This is a genomic window from Xylanibacter ruminicola (assembly GCF_900142525.1).
GTDB classification, from domain to species: domain Bacteria; phylum Bacteroidota; class Bacteroidia; order Bacteroidales; family Bacteroidaceae; genus Prevotella; species Prevotella ruminicola_A.
This window is the reverse complement of record NZ_FRBD01000011.1, coordinates 92,118-113,670: the sequence shown is the minus strand read 5'-3', so window position 1 is coordinate 113,670 and position 21,553 is coordinate 92,118. Positions and strand designations below refer to the sequence as shown.

General features: G+C 46.0%; 21 protein-coding genes and 2 tRNA genes. 12 read left to right on the top strand and 11 right to left on the bottom strand.

What is annotated here, in order from left to right:
* Positions 1-12 precede the first annotated feature (12 nt).
* The 5 genes from BUB86_RS08565 to BUB86_RS08545 all read left to right on the top strand — a co-directional run bounded on the left by BUB86_RS08565 (position 13) and on the right by BUB86_RS08545 (position 5,254).
* Positions 13-516 (top strand): Fur family transcriptional regulator, encoded by a 504-nt coding sequence (locus BUB86_RS08565; RefSeq protein ID WP_073208388.1) that lies wholly within the window; start codon positions 13-15, stop codon positions 514-516.
* Entirely contained in the window at positions 513-1,817 is a 1,305-nt protein-coding gene (locus tag BUB86_RS08560) for an adenylosuccinate synthase (RefSeq protein WP_073208385.1), read from the top strand. The genes BUB86_RS08565 and BUB86_RS08560 overlap by 4 nt, the downstream gene beginning before the upstream one ends.
* Positions 1,818-1,820: 3 nt before the next feature.
* On the top strand, positions 1,821-3,185 hold the full coding sequence (gene hisS, locus BUB86_RS08555) for a histidine--tRNA ligase (protein WP_073208382.1): 1,365 nt from the start codon (positions 1,821-1,823) through the stop codon (positions 3,183-3,185).
* A gap of 141 nt (positions 3,186-3,326) precedes the next feature.
* Entirely contained in the window at positions 3,327-3,884 is a 558-nt protein-coding gene (locus tag BUB86_RS08550) for an NADH peroxidase (protein WP_073208379.1), read from the top strand.
* A gap of 41 nt (positions 3,885-3,925) precedes the next feature.
* Positions 3,926-5,254 carry a right-handed parallel beta-helix repeat-containing protein gene (locus BUB86_RS08545; protein ID WP_139261528.1) on the top strand — a complete coding sequence of 443 codons (1,329 nt, stop codon included), beginning with the start codon at positions 3,926-3,928 and terminating at the stop codon, positions 5,252-5,254.
* Here the strand turns inward: BUB86_RS08545 and BUB86_RS08540 are convergent.
* On the bottom strand, positions 5,251-5,724 hold the full coding sequence (locus BUB86_RS08540) for a cytidine deaminase (protein WP_073208371.1): 474 nt from the start codon (positions 5,722-5,724) through the stop codon (positions 5,251-5,253). The two genes, BUB86_RS08545 and BUB86_RS08540, sit on opposite strands and share 4 nt — an antisense overlap.
* A 77-nt stretch (positions 5,725-5,801) precedes the next feature.
* On the opposite strand from BUB86_RS08540, the gene BUB86_RS08535 reads away from it, so the two are divergent.
* The gene (locus tag BUB86_RS08535) at positions 5,802-6,713 is read left to right on the top strand and encodes a glucosaminidase domain-containing protein (RefSeq protein WP_073208369.1); all 912 of its coding nucleotides are present in this window, start codon (positions 5,802-5,804) and stop codon (positions 6,711-6,713) included.
* A gap of 57 nt (positions 6,714-6,770) precedes the next feature.
* Here the strand turns inward: BUB86_RS08535 and BUB86_RS08530 are convergent.
* Positions 6,771-6,841 (bottom strand) — tRNA-Gly (locus tag BUB86_RS08530).
* A gap of 38 nt (positions 6,842-6,879) precedes the next feature.
* Positions 6,880-6,952: transfer RNA gene (locus tag BUB86_RS08525), tRNA-Thr, on the bottom strand.
* A gap of 263 nt (positions 6,953-7,215) precedes the next feature.
* Between BUB86_RS08525 and BUB86_RS08520 the strand changes: the two genes are divergently transcribed.
* Positions 7,216-7,704, top strand: a complete 489-nt coding sequence (locus BUB86_RS08520) for a DUF4890 domain-containing protein (RefSeq protein WP_073208366.1) — start codon at positions 7,216-7,218, stop codon at positions 7,702-7,704.
* A 19-nt stretch (positions 7,705-7,723) separates the two neighbouring features.
* Here the strand turns inward: BUB86_RS08520 and BUB86_RS08515 are convergent, their stop codons facing one another.
* Positions 7,724-9,229, bottom strand: coding sequence for an SLC13 family permease (locus tag BUB86_RS08515; protein ID WP_073208363.1), 1,506 nt, complete (start codon positions 9,227-9,229; stop codon positions 7,724-7,726).
* Positions 9,230-9,272: 43 nt separating this feature from the next.
* Positions 9,273-10,619, bottom strand: coding sequence for a histidine-type phosphatase (locus tag BUB86_RS08510; RefSeq protein WP_073208361.1), 1,347 nt, complete (start codon positions 10,617-10,619; stop codon positions 9,273-9,275).
* 144 nt (positions 10,620-10,763) lie between these two features.
* On the opposite strand from BUB86_RS08510, the gene BUB86_RS08505 reads away from it, so the two are divergent.
* Entirely contained in the window at positions 10,764-11,150 is a 387-nt protein-coding gene (locus BUB86_RS08505; RefSeq protein WP_254795128.1) for a PaaI family thioesterase, read from the top strand.
* A gap of 15 nt (positions 11,151-11,165) precedes the next feature.
* Positions 11,166-11,948: a M15 family metallopeptidase gene (locus tag BUB86_RS08500; protein WP_139261527.1), complete on the top strand. Its 783-nt coding sequence runs from the start codon at positions 11,166-11,168 to the stop codon at positions 11,946-11,948.
* A gap of 12 nt (positions 11,949-11,960) precedes the next feature.
* Here the strand turns inward: BUB86_RS08500 and BUB86_RS17630 are convergent, their stop codons facing one another.
* Positions 11,961-12,131, bottom strand: coding sequence for a hypothetical protein (locus tag BUB86_RS17630; protein ID WP_175549457.1), 171 nt, complete (start codon positions 12,129-12,131; stop codon positions 11,961-11,963).
* 13 nt (positions 12,132-12,144) lie between these two features.
* Positions 12,145-13,659 (bottom strand): DNA methylase, encoded by a 1,515-nt coding sequence (locus tag BUB86_RS08495; RefSeq protein ID WP_073208349.1) that lies wholly within the window; start codon positions 13,657-13,659, stop codon positions 12,145-12,147.
* A gap of 218 nt (positions 13,660-13,877) precedes the next feature.
* Between BUB86_RS08495 and BUB86_RS08490 the strand changes: the two genes are divergently transcribed.
* The 3 genes from BUB86_RS08490 (at position 13,878) to BUB86_RS08480 (ending at position 16,463) form a co-directional block, all read left to right on the top strand.
* Positions 13,878-14,486: a porin family protein gene (locus tag BUB86_RS08490; RefSeq protein ID WP_073208346.1), complete on the top strand. Its 609-nt coding sequence runs from the start codon at positions 13,878-13,880 to the stop codon at positions 14,484-14,486.
* A 102-nt stretch (positions 14,487-14,588) separates the two neighbouring features.
* The gene (locus BUB86_RS08485; protein ID WP_073208343.1) at positions 14,589-15,938 is read left to right on the top strand and encodes a DUF389 domain-containing protein; all 1,350 of its coding nucleotides are present in this window, start codon (positions 14,589-14,591) and stop codon (positions 15,936-15,938) included.
* Positions 15,939-15,944: 6 nt separating this feature from the next.
* The gene (locus tag BUB86_RS08480; protein ID WP_081373170.1) at positions 15,945-16,463 is read left to right on the top strand and encodes a DUF4251 domain-containing protein; all 519 of its coding nucleotides are present in this window, start codon (positions 15,945-15,947) and stop codon (positions 16,461-16,463) included.
* A 28-nt stretch (positions 16,464-16,491) separates the two neighbouring features.
* Here BUB86_RS08480 and BUB86_RS08475 read toward each other — a convergent pair whose 3' ends face one another.
* From BUB86_RS08475 to BUB86_RS08460, 4 genes are all read right to left on the bottom strand, one after another.
* Positions 16,492-17,004: a hypothetical protein gene (locus BUB86_RS08475; protein WP_073208339.1), complete on the bottom strand. Its 513-nt coding sequence runs from the start codon at positions 17,002-17,004 to the stop codon at positions 16,492-16,494.
* A gap of 205 nt (positions 17,005-17,209) precedes the next feature.
* Positions 17,210-19,213: a DUF3987 domain-containing protein gene (locus tag BUB86_RS08470; RefSeq protein WP_081373169.1), complete on the bottom strand. Its 2,004-nt coding sequence runs from the start codon at positions 19,211-19,213 to the stop codon at positions 17,210-17,212.
* A 35-nt stretch (positions 19,214-19,248) separates the two neighbouring features.
* Positions 19,249-19,854 carry a BT4734/BF3469 family protein gene (locus tag BUB86_RS08465; protein WP_175549456.1) on the bottom strand — a complete coding sequence of 202 codons (606 nt, stop codon included), beginning with the start codon at positions 19,852-19,854 and terminating at the stop codon, positions 19,249-19,251.
* Between the two features lie 445 nt (positions 19,855-20,299).
* Positions 20,300-21,502: a hypothetical protein gene (locus BUB86_RS08460; RefSeq protein WP_073208331.1), complete on the bottom strand. Its 1,203-nt coding sequence runs from the start codon at positions 21,500-21,502 to the stop codon at positions 20,300-20,302.
* Positions 21,503-21,553: the final 51 nt, after the last annotated feature.

The window sequence follows — 21,553 nt, the reverse complement described above, 5'->3', positions numbered from 1 at the left end:
TGAAATAATCAGATGAAAGAAAGTGTTATTTCTGCTGTAGAAAGGCTTCTGGATAACTATCTTGAGATGAATAATCATCGCAAGACGCCAGAGCGTTATAGCATTCTTAGAGCCATTTACAGCATGAACGGCCACTTCACCATTGATGATTTGAAAGCCCGCCTAGCCAAGGATATGGATTTCCCTGTAAGCAGAGCAACCCTGTATAATACGCTCAATCTGTTTTTATCGCTCAGATTGGTTATCAGGCATCGATTCCAAGGCTCAACTAAGTATGAGGCATGTTACGACAACCAGAGTCATTGCCATCAGATCTGTTCAGTATGCGGAAAGGTAACCGAGATAAAATCTCCCGAAATTATCTCAGCCGTTGAGAACTTACATCTCAAGCGATTCAGAAAAGACGGCTTTACGCTTTATATTTACGGTATCTGCAGCACATGCCAGTTAAAGATGTCAAAGCGTAGGAAGACAACAGGAACAAAAAGTAATAACAAGAATACATCTAAAAAATGAACAAAGGAAAAGTTGATGTCCTGCTCGGATTGCAGTGGGGCGATGAAGGAAAAGGTAAGGTGGTTGACGTGTTAACCCCTAAGTATGATGTAGTAGCCCGTTTCCAGGGAGGTCCTAATGCTGGTCATACACTTGAGTTTGAGGGGCAGAAGTATGTGCTTCGTTCTATTCCATCAGGTATTTTCCAGGGCGATAAGGTAAACATTATCGGTAACGGCGTAGTACTGGCTCCCGACTTGTTTATGGATGAAGCTAAAGCACTCGAGGCTAGTGGTCATGAGCTGCGTAGCCGTCTGCACATTTCAAAGAAAGCCCATCTCATCATGCCAACCCACCGCGTACTCGATGCTGCCTACGAGGCTCAGAAGGGTAAGGACAAGGTAGGTACCACCGGTAAGGGTATTGGCCCTACTTATACCGATAAGGTAAGTCGTACAGGTCTGCGTGTAGGCGATATCCTTGAAAACTTCGAGGAGAAGTATGCTAAGGCCAAGGCGCGTCACCTGAACATCATCAACTCTATAAATCTGGATAAGGAGCAACGCTTTGCGCTCAATAATCAACTTACAACGCTTCACAAAGTCGAGAAGAAGTGGCTTGAGGGCGTTGAATACCTGCGTCAGTTCCCAATCGTTGATTCTGAGCACGAGATCAATAACCTTCTGAAGAACGGAAAGAGTGTACTTTGCGAAGGCGCTCAGGGCACTATGCTCGATGTTGACTTTGGTTCATATCCTTTTGTAACATCATCAAATACTATCTGCGCCGGTGCATGCACGGGCCTTGGCATCGGTCCTAACAAGATTGGTGATGTTTACGGTATCATGAAGGCTTACTGCACACGTGTTGGTGCAGGTCCATTCCCTACAGAGCTTTTCGATGAAACCGGTAAGAAGATCCGTGATCTGGGCCACGAATATGGTGCAGTAACTGGTCGTGAGCGCCGTTGTGGTTGGATCGACCTTGTTGCTCTGAAGTATTCAATCATGGTGAATGGCGTTACTCAGCTCATCATGATGAAGAGCGATGTACTTGATGGATTCGATACCATCAAGGCTTGTGTGGCTTATAAGCAGAACGGACAGGAAATTGATTACTTCCCATACAACATCGAGGAGGGCATTGAGCCTGTTTATCAGGAGCTGCCAGGCTGGAAGACTGATATGACTAAGTTTACTAGCGAAGATCAGTTCCCTAAGGAGTTCAACGATTATATCTCATTCTTGGAGAAGCAGTTAGAAACTCCTATTAGAATTATTTCTATCGGTCCAGATCGCGACCAGACAATTGTAAGAAAGTAATAAATGGCACAGAAACCAAGTATACCCAAAGGAACCCGCGACTTCTCACCATTAGAGATGGCGAAGCGCAATTATATTTTCGATACCATTAAGCAGGTTTACCAGCTTTATGGATTCCAGCAGATTGAAACTCCCGCTATGGAAACCCTCGGCACATTGATGGGAAAATATGGCGAAGAGGGAGATAAACTGCTCTTTAAAGTACTTAATTCAGGCGATTACCTCTCAAAAGTAACCCCTGAGGAACTGGCTGAGCGCAACTCGCTACATTTGGCAGCTAAGCTGTGTGAAAAGGGACTACGTTATGATCTGACTGTTCCCTTTGCCCGTTATGTGGTGATGCATCGCGATGAACTCCAATTGCCTTTCAAGCGTTATCAGATGCAGCCAGTATGGCGTGCTGACCGTCCTCAGAAGGGCCGTTATCGCGAGTTCTGGCAGTTTGACGGTGATATTGTTGGCTCTGATTCACTTCTGAATGAAGTAGAGCTGATGCAGATTGTTGATACCGTGTTCACTCGTTTCGGCGTTCGCGTTCAGATTAAGATCAACAACCGAAAGATTTTGACAGGTATTGCCGAGGTTATCGGCGCTGCCGAAAAGATAGTAGATATCACCGTTGCTATCGACAAACTCGATAAAATCGGACTCGACAATGTAAATCAGGAGCTTCGTGAAGACGGACTCACCGATGAGCAGATCGAGAAGCTACAGCCTATCATCTCGCTCGAAGGCACCAACGATGAGAAGCTGAACACGATTGCTGATGTTCTGGGGTCAAGCGAAACAGGACTGAAGGGAGTTGAGGAGACTCGTTTCATTCTTGATACTCTCAAGGCTCTTGGCCTGAAGAACGAGATTCAGCTCGATCTAACTCTGGCTCGTGGTCTGAATTATTATACCGGTGCCATCTTCGAGGTGAAGGCACTCGATGTTCAGATTGGTTCTATCACAGGTGGTGGTCGATATGATAATCTTACTGGTATCTTTGGTATGCCGGGCATATCGGGCGTAGGTATCTCATTTGGTGTCGATCGTATCTTCGATGTACTCAATGCTCTCGATTGCTATCCCAAGGATGCCACCAACGGCACTCAGCTGCTGTTCATCAACTTTGGCGAAAAGGAGACTGCTTATTGTCTGCCATCTGTATCAAAGGCTCGTGAGGCTGGTATTCGTACTGAGATTTTCCCTGATTCTACCAAGATGAAGAAGCAGATGTCGTATGCCAATGCCAAGCAGATTCCATATGTAGCACTGGCTGGTGAAAACGAGATGGCTGCAGGCAAACTGACGCTCAAGAACATGGAGAGCGGCGAGCAGAGTCTGGTTACCATTGATGAAATCATCAAAACAATTCAAGGCTAAGAATTACGTAAATTTGCTTAAATAGAAAATAAATCCTGCAAAAAACTTGTGGGATTTATTTTTTATTTCTATATTTGCAAACGGAAGTGTTTTTACTAACGTAAATTGATCTCATTATTAATAACTAAACAAATTTGAATTATGACAAAGAAATTTATTTGTGCCGTATGTGGTTACATTCACGAAGGTGATTCAGCTCCTGAGAAGTGCCCAATCTGTAAGGCTCCTGCTTCTAAGTTTTCTGAGCTTAAGGATGATGGCGATGTGACTTATGCTACTGTTCATCGTATTGGCGATGGTAAGCCTGAGGGTGTATCAGAGGAGATGATTAATGACCTGCGTGCTCACTTCAATGGCGAGTGCGGTGAGGTTGGTATGTATCTGGCTATGGCTCGTCAGGCTGACCGTGAGGGTTATCCTGAGATTGCCGAGGCATTCAAGCGCTATGCTTTCGAGGAGGCCGATCATGCTTCACGCTTTGCAGAGTTACTGGGCGAGTGTGTATGGGATACCAAGACAAATCTTGAGAAGCGTGCTGCTGCCGAGGCAGGTGCATGTGAGGATAAGTTCCGTATTGCTAAGAACGCTAAGGCTGCAGGTTTCGATGCTATCCACGACACCGTTCATGAGATGGCTAAGGACGAGGCTCGTCATGGCGCAGGCTTTGCAGGATTGCTCAAACGTTATTTTGGCAAGTAATCTATACAATAAAACTGCTTATAATCCGTTTTATCATTAAGATGAAACGGATTTTATTTTTCCTGATGGCAATAGCCTCTCTAGTGGCTTGTGTAGATGATGAGTCGTTCTCAACATCTACAGGTTTACGACTCGAACTGCCATACGACACTATTATGCTCGATACCGTATTCAGTCGTACAGCATCGTCTACATATACTTTCTGGGTGCATAACCGCAACAACGATGGCGTCAGATTGCAAAGTGTACGGCTGAAACGAGGCAACCAGACCGGTTTCCGTGTCAATGTGGATGGTATCTATCTCGATAATGCCAACGGCTCGCAGACCAACGACATTGAAATACGCAAGAACGATAGCATCTTGGTGTTTGTAGAGATTACGCCTTACGAGACCTATCGCCCAGAACCCGAATCTATCACCGATCTACTAGTGTTCACGCTTGAGAGTGGGGTTGAGCAGAGTATCTGTCTTCAGGCTTGGGCTTGGGATGCCGTTAAGTTGTATTCGCCCGTCATCGATAGAGATTCTGTTATCGAATCAGATAAGCCTTTGATTATTTATGGCGATTTCACCGTTAAAGAAGGTGTATCATTAGCAATTGTAAACACCACTCTATATTTCCATGATGGAGCGGGTTTGAATGTTCATGGAAGTCTGATAACCGACAACTGCACCATGCGTGGCGACCGATTGGACTATATGTTCTCATACCTGCCTTACGATCGTGTGCCGGGCCAGTGGCGAGGCGTTAGATTCTTTTCTACTTCAAGAGATAATGTGTTGAATAACACCGAGATACGTAATTCTTGTGAAGGATTGGTTTGCGATTCGTCAGCAGTCGATTCTCTCAATCCTCGACTCTTCTTGATTCAATCAGTTGTTCATAATACTCAGGGCAATGGTGTTACATTAAACCACGCATCAGCCGTATTGCTTAGCTGCCAGCTCACCAACGCTATGGGGCATTGCCTTTCCATTGACGGTGGATTCGTTGAAATTAACAATTGCACCCTCGCTCAATTCTATCCTTTTGCAGGCGGAAGTGGGGCAGCACTTAGCTTCGGCAATCAGAGTGCCCCGTTGTACAGTCTGTTTTGCCAGAGCTCCATACTAACCGGATATGACGACGATGTGTTGATGGGTAACGGTTCGGCCGATAAAGACTTTAATTACCGATTTGAGCATTGCTTGCTGCGCACACCTGCAGTTACCGACGATTCTGCCCATTTCAACGATATTATTTGGGAAACACCTCAGGATTCTATCCAAGGAAAAGGCCATTTCATCAAGATAGATGAAGACTATCTTGATTATGATTTCCACCTCGACGATGCTTCGCCAGCAGTAGGATTAGGATGTTATCGTTAGAATTTAGAGAACGTAAGCGGCATCAGTTCCCCGATACCATCAATTACGTACACGTACTTCTTTCCATATAGCAGTATGCGTATAGGTGCTTTTGCCCTCGTTTCTGATTCAATAATCACCTGTCGGCACGAACCGCATGGCCCCACCGGTTCTTCTTCCATTTCGCCGTTAGTACCTCTTGCTGCTATAGCAAGCATTCTTACGGGTACATCTGGATATTGCGCACCAGCAGCAAATAGCGCTGTACGCTCAGCACACAGACCTGAAGGATAGGCTGCATTCTCTTGATTACAACCTATTATTTCTACTCCATTATCCAATCTAACGGCTGCTCCTACATGGAATTTCGAATAGGGCGCATAACTACGGCTTGTGGCCTCGATAGCCAATTCTACCAAGTGTCTTTCTTCAGCACTCAGTTCCTCCATGTCGCATACCTTAATAATCGACTTTAGCTCCAGTTCCCTCATAAATTGCTATATTTTTGGGCAAAATTACAAATAATTCGAGAGAAATCATTACTTTTGCACAAATTATTCGCAAAAATATGAGAAAATTCATTCTATTCATAGCCATTTCCATGTCTTCATCTGCCTTTTCTCAGATAAAGTGGAATCAGGCATATCAACTATATGTAGACCAATATAAGGATATTGCCATCGAGCAGATGAAGCGCTATCGCATCCCGGCATCTATCACCTTGGCTCAAGGTTTGCTTGAAAGCGGAGCCGGTCGCAGCGAGCTCACCCGTACTAGCAATAATCACTTCGGCATTAAATGTAATAATGGTTGGACTGGCCGTCGCACATACCACGACGATGATCAGCGCAACGACTGCTTCCGTGTGTACGATTCGGCCTACGAATCTTACGAAGACCACTCTAAGTTCTTGGCTGGCAATCAGCGCTACCGTTCGCTGTTCCAGCTACAAACTACCGATTATAAGGGTTGGGCTAAGGGATTAAAGGCTGCTGGTTATGCCACAAACCCGATTTATGCCGAAAAGCTGATTGAAATTATTCAGTTGTATAAGCTCTATCAGTACGATAGCGCTAAAGGTTACGACCATTTTATGGCCCAGCGAACCAAGGATCATGAAGTTGGTGGTGCCTCGCTCCACACCATCAAGATATTTAATAAGAACTATTACCTGATAGCTCGCCGTGGCGATACCTTCAAGTCTATCGGACAGGAAATAGGCATCAGCTACCGTAAGATAGCTAAGTATAATGAGCGTAACCGCAAGGACCAGTTAGAGGAGGGCGAGATTATCTGGCTTAAGAAGAAGCAGAGCAAGGCGCCTAAGGACTACAAGGGCCGACTGCACTACGTGCGTGCTGGCGAGTCGATGTACACCATTGCCCAGAAGTATGGTATACGTTTAAAGAAGCTCTACAAGATGAACCACCTGGAGCCTGACCACCAAATAAAGGTGGGTGAGGCGCTTAGATTGAGATAAAACACAGAGATGACAATAAAAAGAGTAGGGAGCCTCACAGTTCCCTACTACTTTATGAGCGGAATACGGGAATCGAACCCGCCTCCTAGGCTTGGGAAGCCCATGCACTACCGATATGCTAATTCCGCCGATGAAAAAAATGATCACTGATTATTTTGCTTTGGAGAGCCGATAGCCGGACTCGAACCGGCGACCCACGCATTACGAATGCGTTGCTCTACCAACTGAGCCATATCGGCAGGTCTCCTTTAGCGGGTGCAAAAGTACTCATTTTATTTTGTACATGCAAATTTTTGGCCCATTATTTTCGAATGAATGGTTATTTTTCTTTCCTGGCTTGGGTTAACTGATTGAAACAGCCCGTTAGCTGAAATGAAAGGTGGTTTGGCTGAAACAAGCAGGATTGGCATTAAACTTGAGGCCAACTGAAGCGTCAAAAAGATAGTTGCAACAAACGAGATTAATAACTTGAATTATAAACAATTAAACAAAAAGTAGAACAATGAAAAAGATGATTGTAACAATGATGGCCGCTATGCTGGTTAGTACCGCAGCGATGGCTCAGGATGCTAAGAACGAACAGCGCCCACCACGTAAGTTTGACAAGACCGAGATGATTAAGCATCGCACCGACGAGACCGTGAGTCGCTACAAACTAAGCGACAAGCAGGCCAAGCAGCTGCTGGAGCTTAACACCAAGTATGCCGACAAGATGGGTCCACGCGGTCCTCACCATCACGGCCGTCCAGGCGCAGGTCGCCCACCAATGCCTCCAAAGGACGAAAAGGGCCAACGCCCAGAGCCACCAAAGGACGACAGCAAGATGAAGGAGCACCGCAAGGAGATGGAGGCCACGATGAAGGCTTACGATGATGAAATCAAGAAGATCATGACCGCCGATCAGTACAAGAGTTATCAGGCCGATCAGAAGAAGATGCGCGAAAAGCGTCGTGGTCCGAGACACTTCGATGAGACTCAAAAAAATAAGTAGCCAATCGGCTACTTATTTTTTATTGTAATGGTGTAAGCGGATATACAATATTTACTATAAATATGTTGGCCGCCAGAATTATGAGGTTCATCAGCAGTCCTATACGCATAAAGTCGCTGAACCGATATCCACCCGGGCCATACACTAGCATGTGGGTTGGCGATCCGATAGGTGTGGCAAAACTGCTGCTCACGCTTATCATTAGGGCTATGAGGAAGGGGTAGGGCTCGTAGCCCAGTTTCTCGGCAGCTTCGTACATAATGGGGAAGAACATGGCACCGGCAGCGGTATTAGATATAAACTCGGTGATAAACGTTCCTACAAAGCAGATGGCGGTCATCACTACAATAGGGTTAGTGCCGCACACATCCAGAATACCAAAGGCCAGTCGCTCAGCAATACCCGTTTTCTGTATGGCCAAGCCCAGTACTACCGAGCCTGCAAACACCATCAATATATCCCAGTTGATAGCCTTCATGGCCTGATCGGGTGTACAGCAACGGAACAGCAGCATGGCCAAAGCAGCCAGGAAAGCACATTGCAACAGCGGAATGATATTGAGTGCCGACAGCACTACCATAGTTATCATGATAGCGGTAGAAATCAGCGTTTTTGTGCCTACGTTTATCACCTCCTCGCCCTTAACCAGTCCGTGGGTGTTCTGTAGTTCCAGTATATCCTTGATGTTACCGGCAAATATCAGGTGGTCTCCACCCATAATAAACTCGTTCTCGCTGATGGACACCTTCACGTTGTCAAAGTGGTGCATCTTTATCAGTCGGCCTCCTTTTACATTACATAGCCCGGCATAACCTAGTGTCTCGCCGATAAACTGATTGTTCGATGGCACCAGCATCTCAACGGTATAATCTGCCGTATCCTCCGAGTCAGATTCGGGTGCCTGACGGTTGGGCAGCAGCTTGCGCATAGCAATGATGCTCAGCACGCCGATAAACAGACAGAACAATCCGGGGATAGTGGTGGCAAGCACGTTCATCGTTTTGCCGGTATGATCGGCATAAAGGCCCGATATAATCAGGTTTGGTGGTGTACCTATCAATGTACACACACCACCCATGCCCGAGGCATAGCTAAGCGGGATGAGCAGCTTTGAGGGTGAAATGCCCAGCTTTTTAGACCACATTTTTACGATGCTCACAAACAGAGCCACCACGGTGGTGTTGCTAAGAAACGAGCTGAGCGCAGCCACAGGCAGCATCAGTCTTACTACCGATCTGGCGTAGGTCTTAGGCTGCCCCAACAAATGCTTTACTATCCATTGCAGCACGCCTGTATGTGTCAGACCAGCCACAACTACAAACAACACGCCAATAACTATGACCGATGTGCTGCTAAAGCCCGTGAATGCCTCTTTGGCATCGAGCACACCTGTAACAAACAATACGCCTATAGCGCCAAGAAACACCAAGTCGGCGCGCAGCTTGGTAAACAGCAGCACGCTGAACATGGTTAGTACTGTAGCAATTGTAATCCAGGCATAGACATTAAATCCAAGTATCATCATTATTATTAGGTTAATTTAAATTGTTACTTATTTATTTTTATTATTACTTCATAGTGTTCTCGGCTATCTTTTTCAGATAATATTCTTTAAAGTCGTTCCACTTGTAGTAGGGCCAGTTGTCGGTAGCCAGAGGCAAGTGGGCCTCGCGTTCGTTAAACAGTACCTTCAACAGCACATCGCCCTGCATTCCCTTCTTGCGTCCCTCCGGTAGCAAGCGTCCTTTGGCAGAGCTTTTGGGGCGATAGAAGATAAACTGCACGTTACTGCCGGTTGGAATCAGATAATAGGTGCGGAACGAATTCTCCAGCTCGTCCAGATTCTCCACCTGCACAGCGGCTCCATCCAGATCCAGCATACACGCCAAAGGCAGCACCACGGTGTCGTGTCCGAATCGCAGCGATGCCTGTACCTGAGTCACGGTGTCGGCAGTCTCGATGATGTTCTTCAACAGATTCTTCTGGTTCCATTGCATGCGACCGCCAGTTTGAGGCGCGTTGCTGTACAGCAGATACCAGTACAGGTTGTTGCTACGCCACAGGTCGCGCAGCTCCTCGGGGGTAAACAGCTGCAGCAGCGTGGCATCACCGTCGTGGCTCTGCATGTTCAGAGCTATATCGGCTATCTTGCTCATCAGCTGTCCGGTGGCAACATTCAGGTATACCCAATGCTGGTCGTTAAACAGCTGCTGCATCAGTCGTTCAGGGTGCTTCAAGCTGTCGCTCATCTGCTGCTGTTTCTGTATGGCCTTCATCAGGTCAGGGCGGAACATGCCGCCTCCTTCGCCGCGTGGGGGCGAGTAGTTCATATACACCATGTCGGCCTTGCTGGCATCGTTGTATATCTTGGCCGATGGGTTGGCAGCCTGCAGCTCTTCGCACTCTGCCATCATCGATATGATAGCACGGATAGATGTGGTTGATACCGAGTGAATGGGCAGGTTGGGCTTCTTGAATATCTCTGGGAAGTTCTGCGCCATTCGCTTGGCTATACCGTGGTGCTGTCGCTGTCCTGTGGCGGTCAGGTCGCCCAGTCGGTCCTTGGTGGTATTCTGCATCGAGTCGAGCTTTGCCAGCACCTTGTTGCCCAGCGGTGTCAGCTTGCCTGCAAACTTAGCTTGTTGCAGGGTTTTAACTGGCATGGCGTAGTCGTTCTCATCCAGCATGAATCGAGCTCCGTGGCGTCCGTAGTGCGAAAAATAGTAAGGTTCGTAGCCCTTAGGTGCCGGCGTAAGGGCAGTACGGGGCAGATGGTCGTAGTCGGTCATATTGCCAGCTGCAAGAAACTTGTCGGCAGTAATCTCCTCGAGTGCCGTCTTACCTGAAAAACGTTGTACCTGTGCCTGTGTGGCTACAGAGCCTGCTAATAGCAGACATGTTAGAATTCTCTTCATATTCGGTTAGTACAAATAATAGTTGATATTATAAATACACCGCAAAAATAATTATTTTTTTCTGAATCAGCAAAGTTTTGAATTATTTTTTTGTATTTTTGTAGCCGTAATACATATTAATCTAAAATGAATATCAAGGATTTATTGAACGAAACCGATCGCTTTGCTAAAAATGCAGGCTGCAAGATAATAGAAGTTGACGAACATCACGCTGTGGCCGAAATGACCGTCGGCTCACAGCATCTCAACGGGGGTAATGTGTGCCAGGGAGGTGCGCTCTTTACCTTAGCCGATTTGGCCATAGCAGCATTAATGAATCAGCACGGAGAGCTTACTTTCGGTATTGCAAACAATATCATGTTTGTGGCTAGTGCCAAAGAGGGCGATATCCTTTCGGCCGAAGCTGTATTCGTGGCCGATCACCACAAGATTCCTTCTGTCGAAGTCCGCGTAACTAACCAAGTGGGGCGCTTGATTTGCCATGTAACTGGTATGGGCTATCGCAAATCTGCACCGCTTCCTAATAAATAATAATAAGGTATGAGAATGAAGAAAACAAGACTATGGATGTTTACCGCCATCCTGTCATTCAGCGGCATCACAATGGTGTCGTGCTTTACTGACACTAAGAAACATGCAGAGGTCATCGCTACCGATGATATCAGCCAGTTTGTAACCATTACCGACGTGGTGCCCGATGTGATACTCGAGATACGCTACTTTGGTACATACAACTTTGTAGGCACGCGCATCGATGGCTACGAAGAGCCTACAGCATTGCTCACCCGTCAGGCTGCCGACAGTTTGAAGGCAGTAAGCGATGATGTGATGAAGCAAGGCTATCGTTTGAAGATATACGATGCTTACCGTCCGCAGAAAGGTGTAGACCACTTTGTGCGCTGGGCTGAGAATATCAACGACTCGCTGATGAAGCCTTATTTCTATCCCGACCTTGACAAGAGCGTGCTGTTTCCTCAGGAGTATATCTGCCTGAAGAGCGGTCATACACGTGGCTCAACGCTCGACCTGACGCTGTTCGACATGACCACCGAGAAAGAGGTTGACATGGGCGGTACGTTCGACTGGTTCGGTCCCGAGAGTCATCCCGACTTTTGCGGCAATCCTGAAACGGGCGAGTATAATGGTGACAATTCGAAGAGCTCTGCAGGTCGCAGCATTACCGAGCAGCAGTTCAAGAATCGCATGATTCTGCGTCAGGCTATGCTGCGCCACGGTTTCAAGCCCTTCGACACCGAGTGGTGGCACTTCACTCTAAAGAACGAGCCCTTCCCCGAAACTTACTTCACCTTCCCGGTAAGGAAAATCTAAGGGGGAATTCTACTACTCTTCAAAAGCCTTTAGATTCTCTTGAATGGAATCCTGTATGGCATCTTCGTAGCCTGTTAGCGCGGAGAAGGGTGCAAACTGTGCCGCACGGTTCCACATCGACATCTGTGGATGCCGCTTCGACACATGATGTGGCAAGTTGATGATATCGTCGTATTTATCCATTATCCATTATCAATTAAGCTTTATGTCCTCCTATCTGAGCGTTGCGTTCTTTGGCCGTGGCACCTTCCTCGAAGTTTAACCCACGAAGAATGGCATTTTTGCCAAACTTCTGTTTGATCTTTAGCTGCACCTCCTGCATCCGCCGCTCCTTGGCCTGGCGTGCTTGCTCCTCCTGCTGCTGTTTTTTCAGTGCCTCGTAATCGGTAAACAAATCAAGCTGCACAGGCTCTTTGCTTTGTGCCTCCAATACCGACTCAGGCACCACGCGGTTAACTGTAAGGTTAAGTCGTCGAATCAGCAAATCAGGATTTACCAACCTGTCGAATAGCGCAGCTGCAGCATCCATCAACTGTCGCGATGAAGAGGTTGGCCTGTCGAAGTTCTGCGTGCCGTGAGTGTGCTTAGGTACAGCCTTACCATAATAGTTCGTTGTTATCTCGCCATGATACTTAGCGCGTATCTCTGGGCGAGTCAGGCTTTCGGCATCGTAGCCTACCGTCAGCACAACCTGATCAGTTACCAGCTGTTTTCTTACCAAATCGAGCGCCATACCCTCGGCCATCTCCTTGATCACTACACGCGCCTTGCTAAAGTCGTAAGGCTCCTGCAGCACCTGGCCGCTGCTAAAAGAATTGGTTTCCGGTCGATAGGCTTTCACCTCGGCTATCGTGCATGGTTCCCAGCCCCATGCGTGGTCTATCAACAGTTCGGCATTTACGCCAAACATGCGGTAAAGCAGTTCTTCGTTCTGCTCCGACATGCGAGCCAGCTTGCCCATGGTGTCGATGCCATAAACGGCCAGTTTGCTGGCAATACCTTTGCCCACACGCCAGAACTTGGTTATCGGCGTATAGTCCCACAGCTCGCGCCTATATGCCATCTCGTCGAGTTCGGCTATGCGCACACCGTCTTTATCTGCCGGCATCTTCTTGGCCATAATGTCCATAGCTACCTTGCATAGATACATGTTGGTGCCGATGCCGGCCGTTGCCGTAATACCTGTCAGCTTCAGCACGTCGCGTATCATTGTCATAGCCAGCTCGTGAGGCGTCATCTTGTAGGTTCCCAGATAGTTGGTTACGTCCATAAACACCTCGTCGATCGAGTAAACATGGATATCTTCAGGTGCGATATATTTCTGATACACGCTGTACACCTTTTTGCTCACCTCTATATAATAGGCCATTCGGGGTGGGGCAGCGATGTAATCTACGGCCCAATCAGGATGCGCCTTCAGTTCGTGCTCAAATACCGACTTGCCGGTTAATCTGTGCGTAGGCAGCTGGCTCTGCCTTTGGTAGTTCACCTCACGCATGCGCTGCACCACTTCAAACAGTCGTGCCCGACCACCTACGCCGTAAGCCTTCAGACTGGGCGACACCGCCAGACAGATGGTCTTCTCGGTCCTCGAAACATCGGCCACCACAAGGTTTGTGGTCAGCGGGTCTAATCCTCTGTCCACACACTCTACCGAAGCATAGAAACTCTTCAGGTCGATGGCTATATATGTCCGATTCACTTCCTTCATATTTCCGCTGCAAAATTACACAAAAATCATCAGATATGCGCGATTTAATGCGAGAATTTTATGATATATCATTAACATAATTTAAAGGTGTTGTTCGCTATTTAACAGGATTTTTTATTTACCTTTGCCACAGAAAACCCAAATACAGACAATATTAACAACCGATATTAGATGACATTAATACAATTCTGAAACAATATATTAAAACTTAGAAGATTATGAAAAAGATTATTTTAATGGTCGTAGCCGCCATGATGGCTAGCGTAAATGCAAATGCCCAGCACGAGGAAGGCGATATCACTATCCAGCCCAGAGTTGGTATCACCTTATCAAACTTGACTAACTATGAGGACGGCAAGATGAAACTCGACCTTACCTATGGCGTCGAGGTTGAACACTATCTTACCGATCAGTTAGGTTTGGCAGCAGGTGTGTTATACACCAATCAGGGTGTAAAAGACACAACCGATGATGGTACAGCCTGTAAGTTAGACAACCATTATATAGCTGTGCCCATAACGGTCAATTATTATGTGCTGCCAGGCCTTGCTCTGAAAGCAGGCGTGCAACCAGCCTTTAGGGTAAAGACCAAGTTGAAGGCTGACGGTAAATCGTATGATGTAGATAAAGCCATTGATCTTCTCTTCGATAATGATTATTTCAAGTTCAACAAATTCGATCTCTCCATTCCCGTTGGCTTCTCTTACGAGTACGGTGGATTAACCCTCGATGCCCGCTACAACTTCGGCCTCACCAAAGTAGTATCAGGTGCTGCAAAATCTATTCGTAACCAAGTCATCGTTGTAACATTAGGATACAAATTATAGTACACATAACGTATAGCTATAACAGAACAGCGTGGCCAACAATTAAGCGGATTTATTTATATCTTTGCCCACAAAATGTGGAACCATAAATAGAAACATGATATGGCAGTCAAAGAGTTTATTGATAGAGCGGGCGTCTATTTTAATCTGATGCCCGATAAGGAGGACGAACAGAGGATTATAGCCCAGATTACTGAGGGCGTGAGTTTCAGGGGGGCCAATCTGTGGGTGCTCATCTTTGCTATCTTTATCGCCTCACTAGGTCTGAACGTAAATTCTACAGCGGTTATCATCGGCGCCATGCTTATTTCGCCGCTAATGGGGCCTATAGTAGGTATGGGATTGGCTGTGGGCATCAACGATCTCAGTCTGCTTAAGCGGGCTGGTAAGAACTATGGCGTGGCTACTCTGATTAGTGTGCTCACGGCCACAGCTTATTTCCTGACATCGCCCCTCAGCGAGGCGCAGTCGGAATTGTTAGCCCGTACATCGCCTACGCTTTACGATGTGCTTATAGCCTTTTGCGGTGGTGCTGCGGGTATCATAGCCCTCTGTACTCGTGGTAAAGGCAACGTTATACCTGGTGTTGCCATCGCTACTGCGCTGATGCCACCGCTCTGTACGGCGGGGTTCGGACTGGCCACCGGTCATCTGCTCTATTTTCTTGGAGCGTTCTACCTGTTTTTCATCAACACGGTGTTTATCGCACTCGCCACATATTGTGGTGTGCGATTGATGCACTTCCAGAAGCAAGATTATCGGTTAAGCGAGAAAGCCATCAAGGGGCGCCGCATACTGGTTTCTATTGTCGTGGTCACCATATTGCCTGCTGCTTATATGACGGTTCACATTGTGCAGCAAAGCATATTCGATAACAACGTGCGTAAATTTGTAAAAACAGAACTGATGCAGCGCGGTACGCAGATTATCTCGAACACTGTAGACAAGGACAGTATGTACCTGCGTGTGGTGGCAGTGGGTCGCGAAATTAGCAGTAGCACTCAGGCAGAGGCCGAGCGCAGGATGAAAGAATACGGATTGAACAACTATTCGCTCCGTGTTATACAAGGTACTCAGAGCGACAGCGTGCTTGCGCTGAGTAATCAGGTGACGACACTGACTACCAGTCGCGCAACCGAGCAAAAGCAGCTGTTGCAGCTCACTACCGATAATGCGCAGCTTAGCGAGCAACTGCAGGAATATAAAAGATACGAGGCGCTTGCTGCCGAGATCAGACCAGAGTTAGCCTCGCTCTTCCCGCAGATCAGTAAACTTGCACTCCAAAGGGTGATCGAAGTAAATAGAGATTCTACAAAACGGAATACGTATGTGGCGGCTATCATAGAATCTGTGGGAAAGAAAGAGCTTTCTAAAGAAGACAGCAAGAAACTGCACAACTGGCTGCAGACAAGAGTAAAGGCAGACAGTGTGATTGTGATAAATCGAAAATAAGAATAGATGATGAAAAAGAATTCAATCCTTTCGCTGGTCATAGCAATGTTTATTTCGTGCGATGTGGTGTTTGTGTCATGTGCTACGCAGGAAGAGCGAGCCGCCCGAAAAGCTGAACAAGCCAAGATGGTGACCGATGCATTGGGCGCTCGTAAGTACAAAATCGACATAACCCGCATGATTCCAGGTAAAGGGCCTTCCAGGAGCGTGTCTACCTATTCGATCGAGGTGAGAAACGATTCGCTTATTTCGTATCTTCCTTACATCGGAAGGGCCTACAATGTGCCTTACGGTGGTGGTAACGGACTGAACTTCTCGGCCCCCATAAGCAGTTATAATGAGACGATTAAGAAAAACGGTAGGCGTGATATAGAAATCAGTGTGGCCAACAACGAAGACACCTATTTATATAGTCTGATGGTGTTCGACAACGGCAGTTCATCGCTCACTGTTCAATCCCGCCAGCGTGAACAAATATCATACTCTGGCAATATGGTATTATGTAAAAACCCCGAGACCCATTGAGTCTCGGGGAGGGTACCAGGCTGAGCGCTTAGTCTCCTGGATTAGGAGTCAGACCTCCAGTTGGACCGTCATCAGAATTCTCGTCATCGCCAGTCTCCTCGTCGGTGTTGCCCGACAGCAGGTTCTTGATGTTCACGAACTCGGCCTTCTTGATGAACTCACGGCTTGAGAGGTTGTCCTCGGCCGTCTGGTCAGGAAGGAAGCGGATGTGCAGAGCCTTCAGGTGCTCCTTCACGTTGAAGTCCTCTTCCTTGTCTGAACCGCCCTTCTGGCACTCAGCCGTCAGGTAGAATGTACCCAGACCAGCTACCTTTACCTTCTTCGACTCCAGCAGCATCTCAATCAGACAAGACTTAAACTTCTTCATCACTCCCTCCACCACGTCTTCGGTGTAAACCGAGCCATGTTCAGAGATGTGCTTGGCCAGTTTGGTCATGCTCATCGTCTCGATGCTCTTCAGCCTTGCGTACCACTTCCCGTACATCACACTCTCAGAGTCCTTGATGTCGTTTTTGTACACTTCGTACAGAATTTTACTCATGATATTAGATTATTAAGTGAGACATTATCCAGGTCAGGATTTTCCTGCCTTTCTTGGTTACAAAGGTACTAAATTTATTTGAAATAACCAAATATTTTAGAGACTATTTTTATTAATTATTGTAAATAAAAATCGAGCCATAATCTCGTTATTGATGAGGTTACGGCTCGCTACTAACGACATTACGTCTCGTTAAAAAAATGAGTTATGATTTCTTCATATAATATCCGTTTTTGATACGATTGGCAATGTGATACTTGCTGACAAAGAATCCTATGTATCGTTCAGCAGATTTCCAAGGTATGCCAAGTTTTTTAGCAACTTGTTTGCCATCCTGTGTGGTAAACTCATGGCTTAAAGCATCGAATAGTGCTTTCTCAGTTGTTGATAGTAATACACCATTATGTTTTTGCGTATCATCATGAGGCAATAGATTGGCATAAACGTGAGTAGTATGGTTAATCAGGCAGTTCGTGATGGTCATCACTGTCTGAAAATCCTCTTCTGTACAAACAAGAGTCTGTGACAATGGATCGAGCATGGGAGCACGCTCTTCACAGCGAAGCACGGTAAGAACCATTGCCATACGGAATGTGGTAAGACCAAGACGCTTAACAAAGGCATCTAACTGTTCACCGTAGAGTCCAATCTGCTCAAGCAATAAACCGGAGAAATATTCGTTGAACTGTTTTTGCTGTTCTATGCTTAGTACAAACTGAATCGGATGTTCCATTTGCTTCTCCAGCTCATGATACAGTGTCAGATAACGTTGACCGATTTTCAGGAAGCGGTCGGCAATGGGCTCGTTACATTCGGCAAAGACATTTCGCCATGCATGATGACTCTTCAAGTTGTAGAACAGGAAACGGTTTGCCAATCCGTTCTCCACCTGCTGCGGCGACAGAAGTTGTGGCACCTGTCCTGGAGTACAGGTCAACAAGGCTGCTAGTCGAGGGCAGTCTAGATTAACATGCTCGTCATCCTTTCTGCGACTATAACTGATAGCTTCGTGGTGGAAAGCCTTGCGAAGTCCATCGCTATAATCGCCATAATCCTGCTTAAGTGCTTGGGTTAGCGTGTCGGCTTCTGTTTCAAATATGATGCCCCATTCATTATTATCCGACAGCGCCTGATAAGCTGATGTGGCAGATGAATTAGCTGCAATGAAAAGAGAACGATAGGGTGGTTTGACAGGTTCGTTTTGTGAAGCACGCTGTTTTTTGTCAAGTGCCGTCCATTTTGCATATTCCTGTTGGTATTCCTCAAGCTGGCTATCATAGGCTTTTCGAATCTCCCATTCTATAGGTTTCACTAACTGGCGACAATCAGAGATAACACCCTTGTCGGCTCCTGAAGGTGCATCAATGAGTGTATAGAATGGTGGATATACACGCTTGCCGTCGTATATGCCATAAACTCCAGGCATTGCTCCCGAATAAAGTGTCAATGTAGCAAGTGTAACTTTGTCGCGCCCTTCTGCATCTGTCTGTGTCTCTATGAGATCTCGAAGCATGGTAGGAAGTCGAGATACGTCAAGTTTGTCAGAAAAAGTTTCGGTGTACTGCGCAAAGTCTTGACTCGGATTGACAGAATCGCTTTCGCCGTTTCCCTCAATTCCCGCATTTCCCTCATGGCCGAGGGAGTTTCCTGATGTTTGTGAAGCAAGAATACTGTTATCGTCTATACCTTTATTATAATCAGTGTTTTCAGACTGATAAACGTTGTTGTTGCTTACTTCTGAATGATTAATTCCCGCAGTGTGAGGGTTTGAGGGTGCTGAGGGAAACTGTCTACCGATAGCGCTCAGGTCTACGCCGGCGTTCTGTGCCATTTTGTAAAAAGTTGCGATAGTGATCCTGCCGTCATGTTTCGACAGGCATTCCTGCCATTTCTTCTCACAGTCAGTCTCTCGGTACTTAGTGCTTTGGCTCGAAATCTGATGAAACAGGTTGCCGGCCTCTGGACCAAGTTCGGCTAGTGCACAGCCGCAGTTCCACCAATCATCATAACTCTCGGCAATGTTGGCCCCAAGACGGATGAGCTCTTCAACGGTGGCCTTGGCCTTTTCCAGCTCATTCCCGATGAAGGGAATGGCCGACTTTGGGTTGGGTACTTGACCAGACTTGGTTTGGTCGTTGTTGTTGGCAGTCTTGTTGTTGCCAGTGGCTGCTGCCCATGCCATCGGATCAAAGATTGTATTGTTGTTCATACTAATCTATTTTATTTATGATTTGGGTTTACTAATTAAAAATACTCAACGAGTAAGGGGAGAATATACGCTTCTGCATCGTAACACAAGAAGCATGCTCTCGACGTGTTACCGCAAGCTTTATCTACCTGTTTGTCGTCCAGGTGATAAGTGTGCATAAGGTAGTTGCGTACTGCTATAAACCAAGTACGGTGATCGCAGCGCGAGAGGTCGATATGGATAAACCATTTCAGTCCTGAGCCGCGTGGCGAACGAAACAACAACAGCGTCATGAACATCGGATCATGAATCAGCAGTTGGAACAACTCCTCTACTCGGTTGTCCAGATGGTCCAGATCCATGCACAGTATGCCGGAATGACTGACGAGTGAATTGTCTGAGCAATAGCTGAAAACACCACTCGGAGTCACGTAGTCCAGGTTTTCCCCCTTAAAGTCGCGGGCTTTGTTGTCGTCGGTGATTGTTCTGAGCAGCTCTGTCTCAGGCTTATACCTACGAGTAATAATGTAACGGTAGACCTGAAACAGCGACAGTGGCTGTCCGCTAGGCCATTTGTTAGTGATAGGCTTCGTGAAGAAGCTCATGCGCACCTCAGCCGGATTCCAGCTGTTGGTGATTGTTGCGTTATTTTTTGCCTCCATACTAAACATATTTTTTATTGTATGAGGTTATCCCACTTGCACAAACGGACTTCGGTATAGTGGTTACGATTTCGCCTTGTCCGCCCCCCAGGCCCGTGCTCGGTTAATACCTGAGGTGTCGAATTCTGATGCAAAATTACATCTTATTTCGCAATCTACCATAAAACAAAATAGAATTGGAATAGGCTCGTATTATACTGATTTTTAGTGATATATAAGGCTGCTTTTCAATGGTTTTAGATTTTGTTGGGTGGTTTTAGATTTGCCGTTATTTAGTTTTAGATTATAGAGGCTTTGGTAAATCAAAAATCAGACATTTTGAATCTATTCCAGAGTTGAATAGATTACGATCTATGTTACTATACAAAAAAATATATCGACCCTTTTGAGGTCGATATATTATCGTGTATTTTGCCGCTATACTTACGATGTAGAAATCTAATTTCTATGCGCTTTGAGCCGTCATTTCTGACAAGTTTGCCTTCTTTAGCAAGGTGTCAATAGCAGAATGGAATTCTATTACTTCGGCAGAATGCTGGTCATATTCTTTTCCGTGACTATTAACAGCTGCATATTTTGAGACTTTCCATTTGCCGTTATAATGCTTGATAAAGTATTTTGTGGCGTTGCTTATATTACCAGGAAGTGCCCATTTGCAGAAATAATATTGGAACTTGCCCATCATCTTGTGTGAGAAATTATCAGGAAGCAATTCATCGAAATGCTTGATAACATACTTGATTCTTTTTATCCATGCAGGATTGTCGCCCCAATTGGCCAGTTCATCATTATCTAATTTGTTTTTATGCTTGGCTACAGCCAACTCTATCAGACAAAAATGGTCCATGTCTGTTATGTTGTGCTTATGGAACTCTTCCTGTGCAAATGCTTCGTCTGTTGCAAAACTCTTGAAGCGTTGGTAAGCTGGGGTAATTTCTTTAAGTGTACTTATCGTATCATCAGAAATCAGCAGAATCTGGCCTCTCAACTTCTCAAAAGCCTTACGCCTATACTTGTCAAGAACGTATTTACTCTTAACTGGATCTTTCCGAATTTCAGCTTCATCATTCAACACTTTTACGCAAATTTTCATACATTCATTTTCATCAGCAAAGAATTTCTTTAGTTCGCGAAATAGACCCGACACTTGAGCAGGTGTAGTCGGATCGTCAATACTGAAAATAGGCTTTTGATATGTATCAGAGGCCAAAACTGATTCTTTTCTTACCGATTTGGGCTTGATATGATGACGCTGACACGCCTTTTGGTTGGGATGCTTACGGCTGCAAGTCTTCTTGAGCAAATTATTCAGCGGACTTGTATGACTCCTGATGTGTCTCAACATAATTGCGACAGAATTATAGTAATCGTTATGGTCGGTTGCAAACATGTCATTAAAATCATCCTGGTATTTCTTGAGTCTGTTTAGTTCCGTTTCCATCTTCTGCCGAGATTGTACGATATAGACAGCTAAGCGATCTATCTCGTCAAGATCCCACTTGCGCATATCCATAGCGCACATCAATCTGTCTCCACCTTCTTTTAAGAAGATTTCGCAGATTCTAATAATCTCATGTAGATTCTCAAGCGTCGGCTCGATGTCTGTATAGTAATATGCCTGTCTTATTTCTTCCTTCTTGTTATCCATAAACAAAACATCTTTATTCTAAAATAACTTCTTTATCTTATACTTCCTATT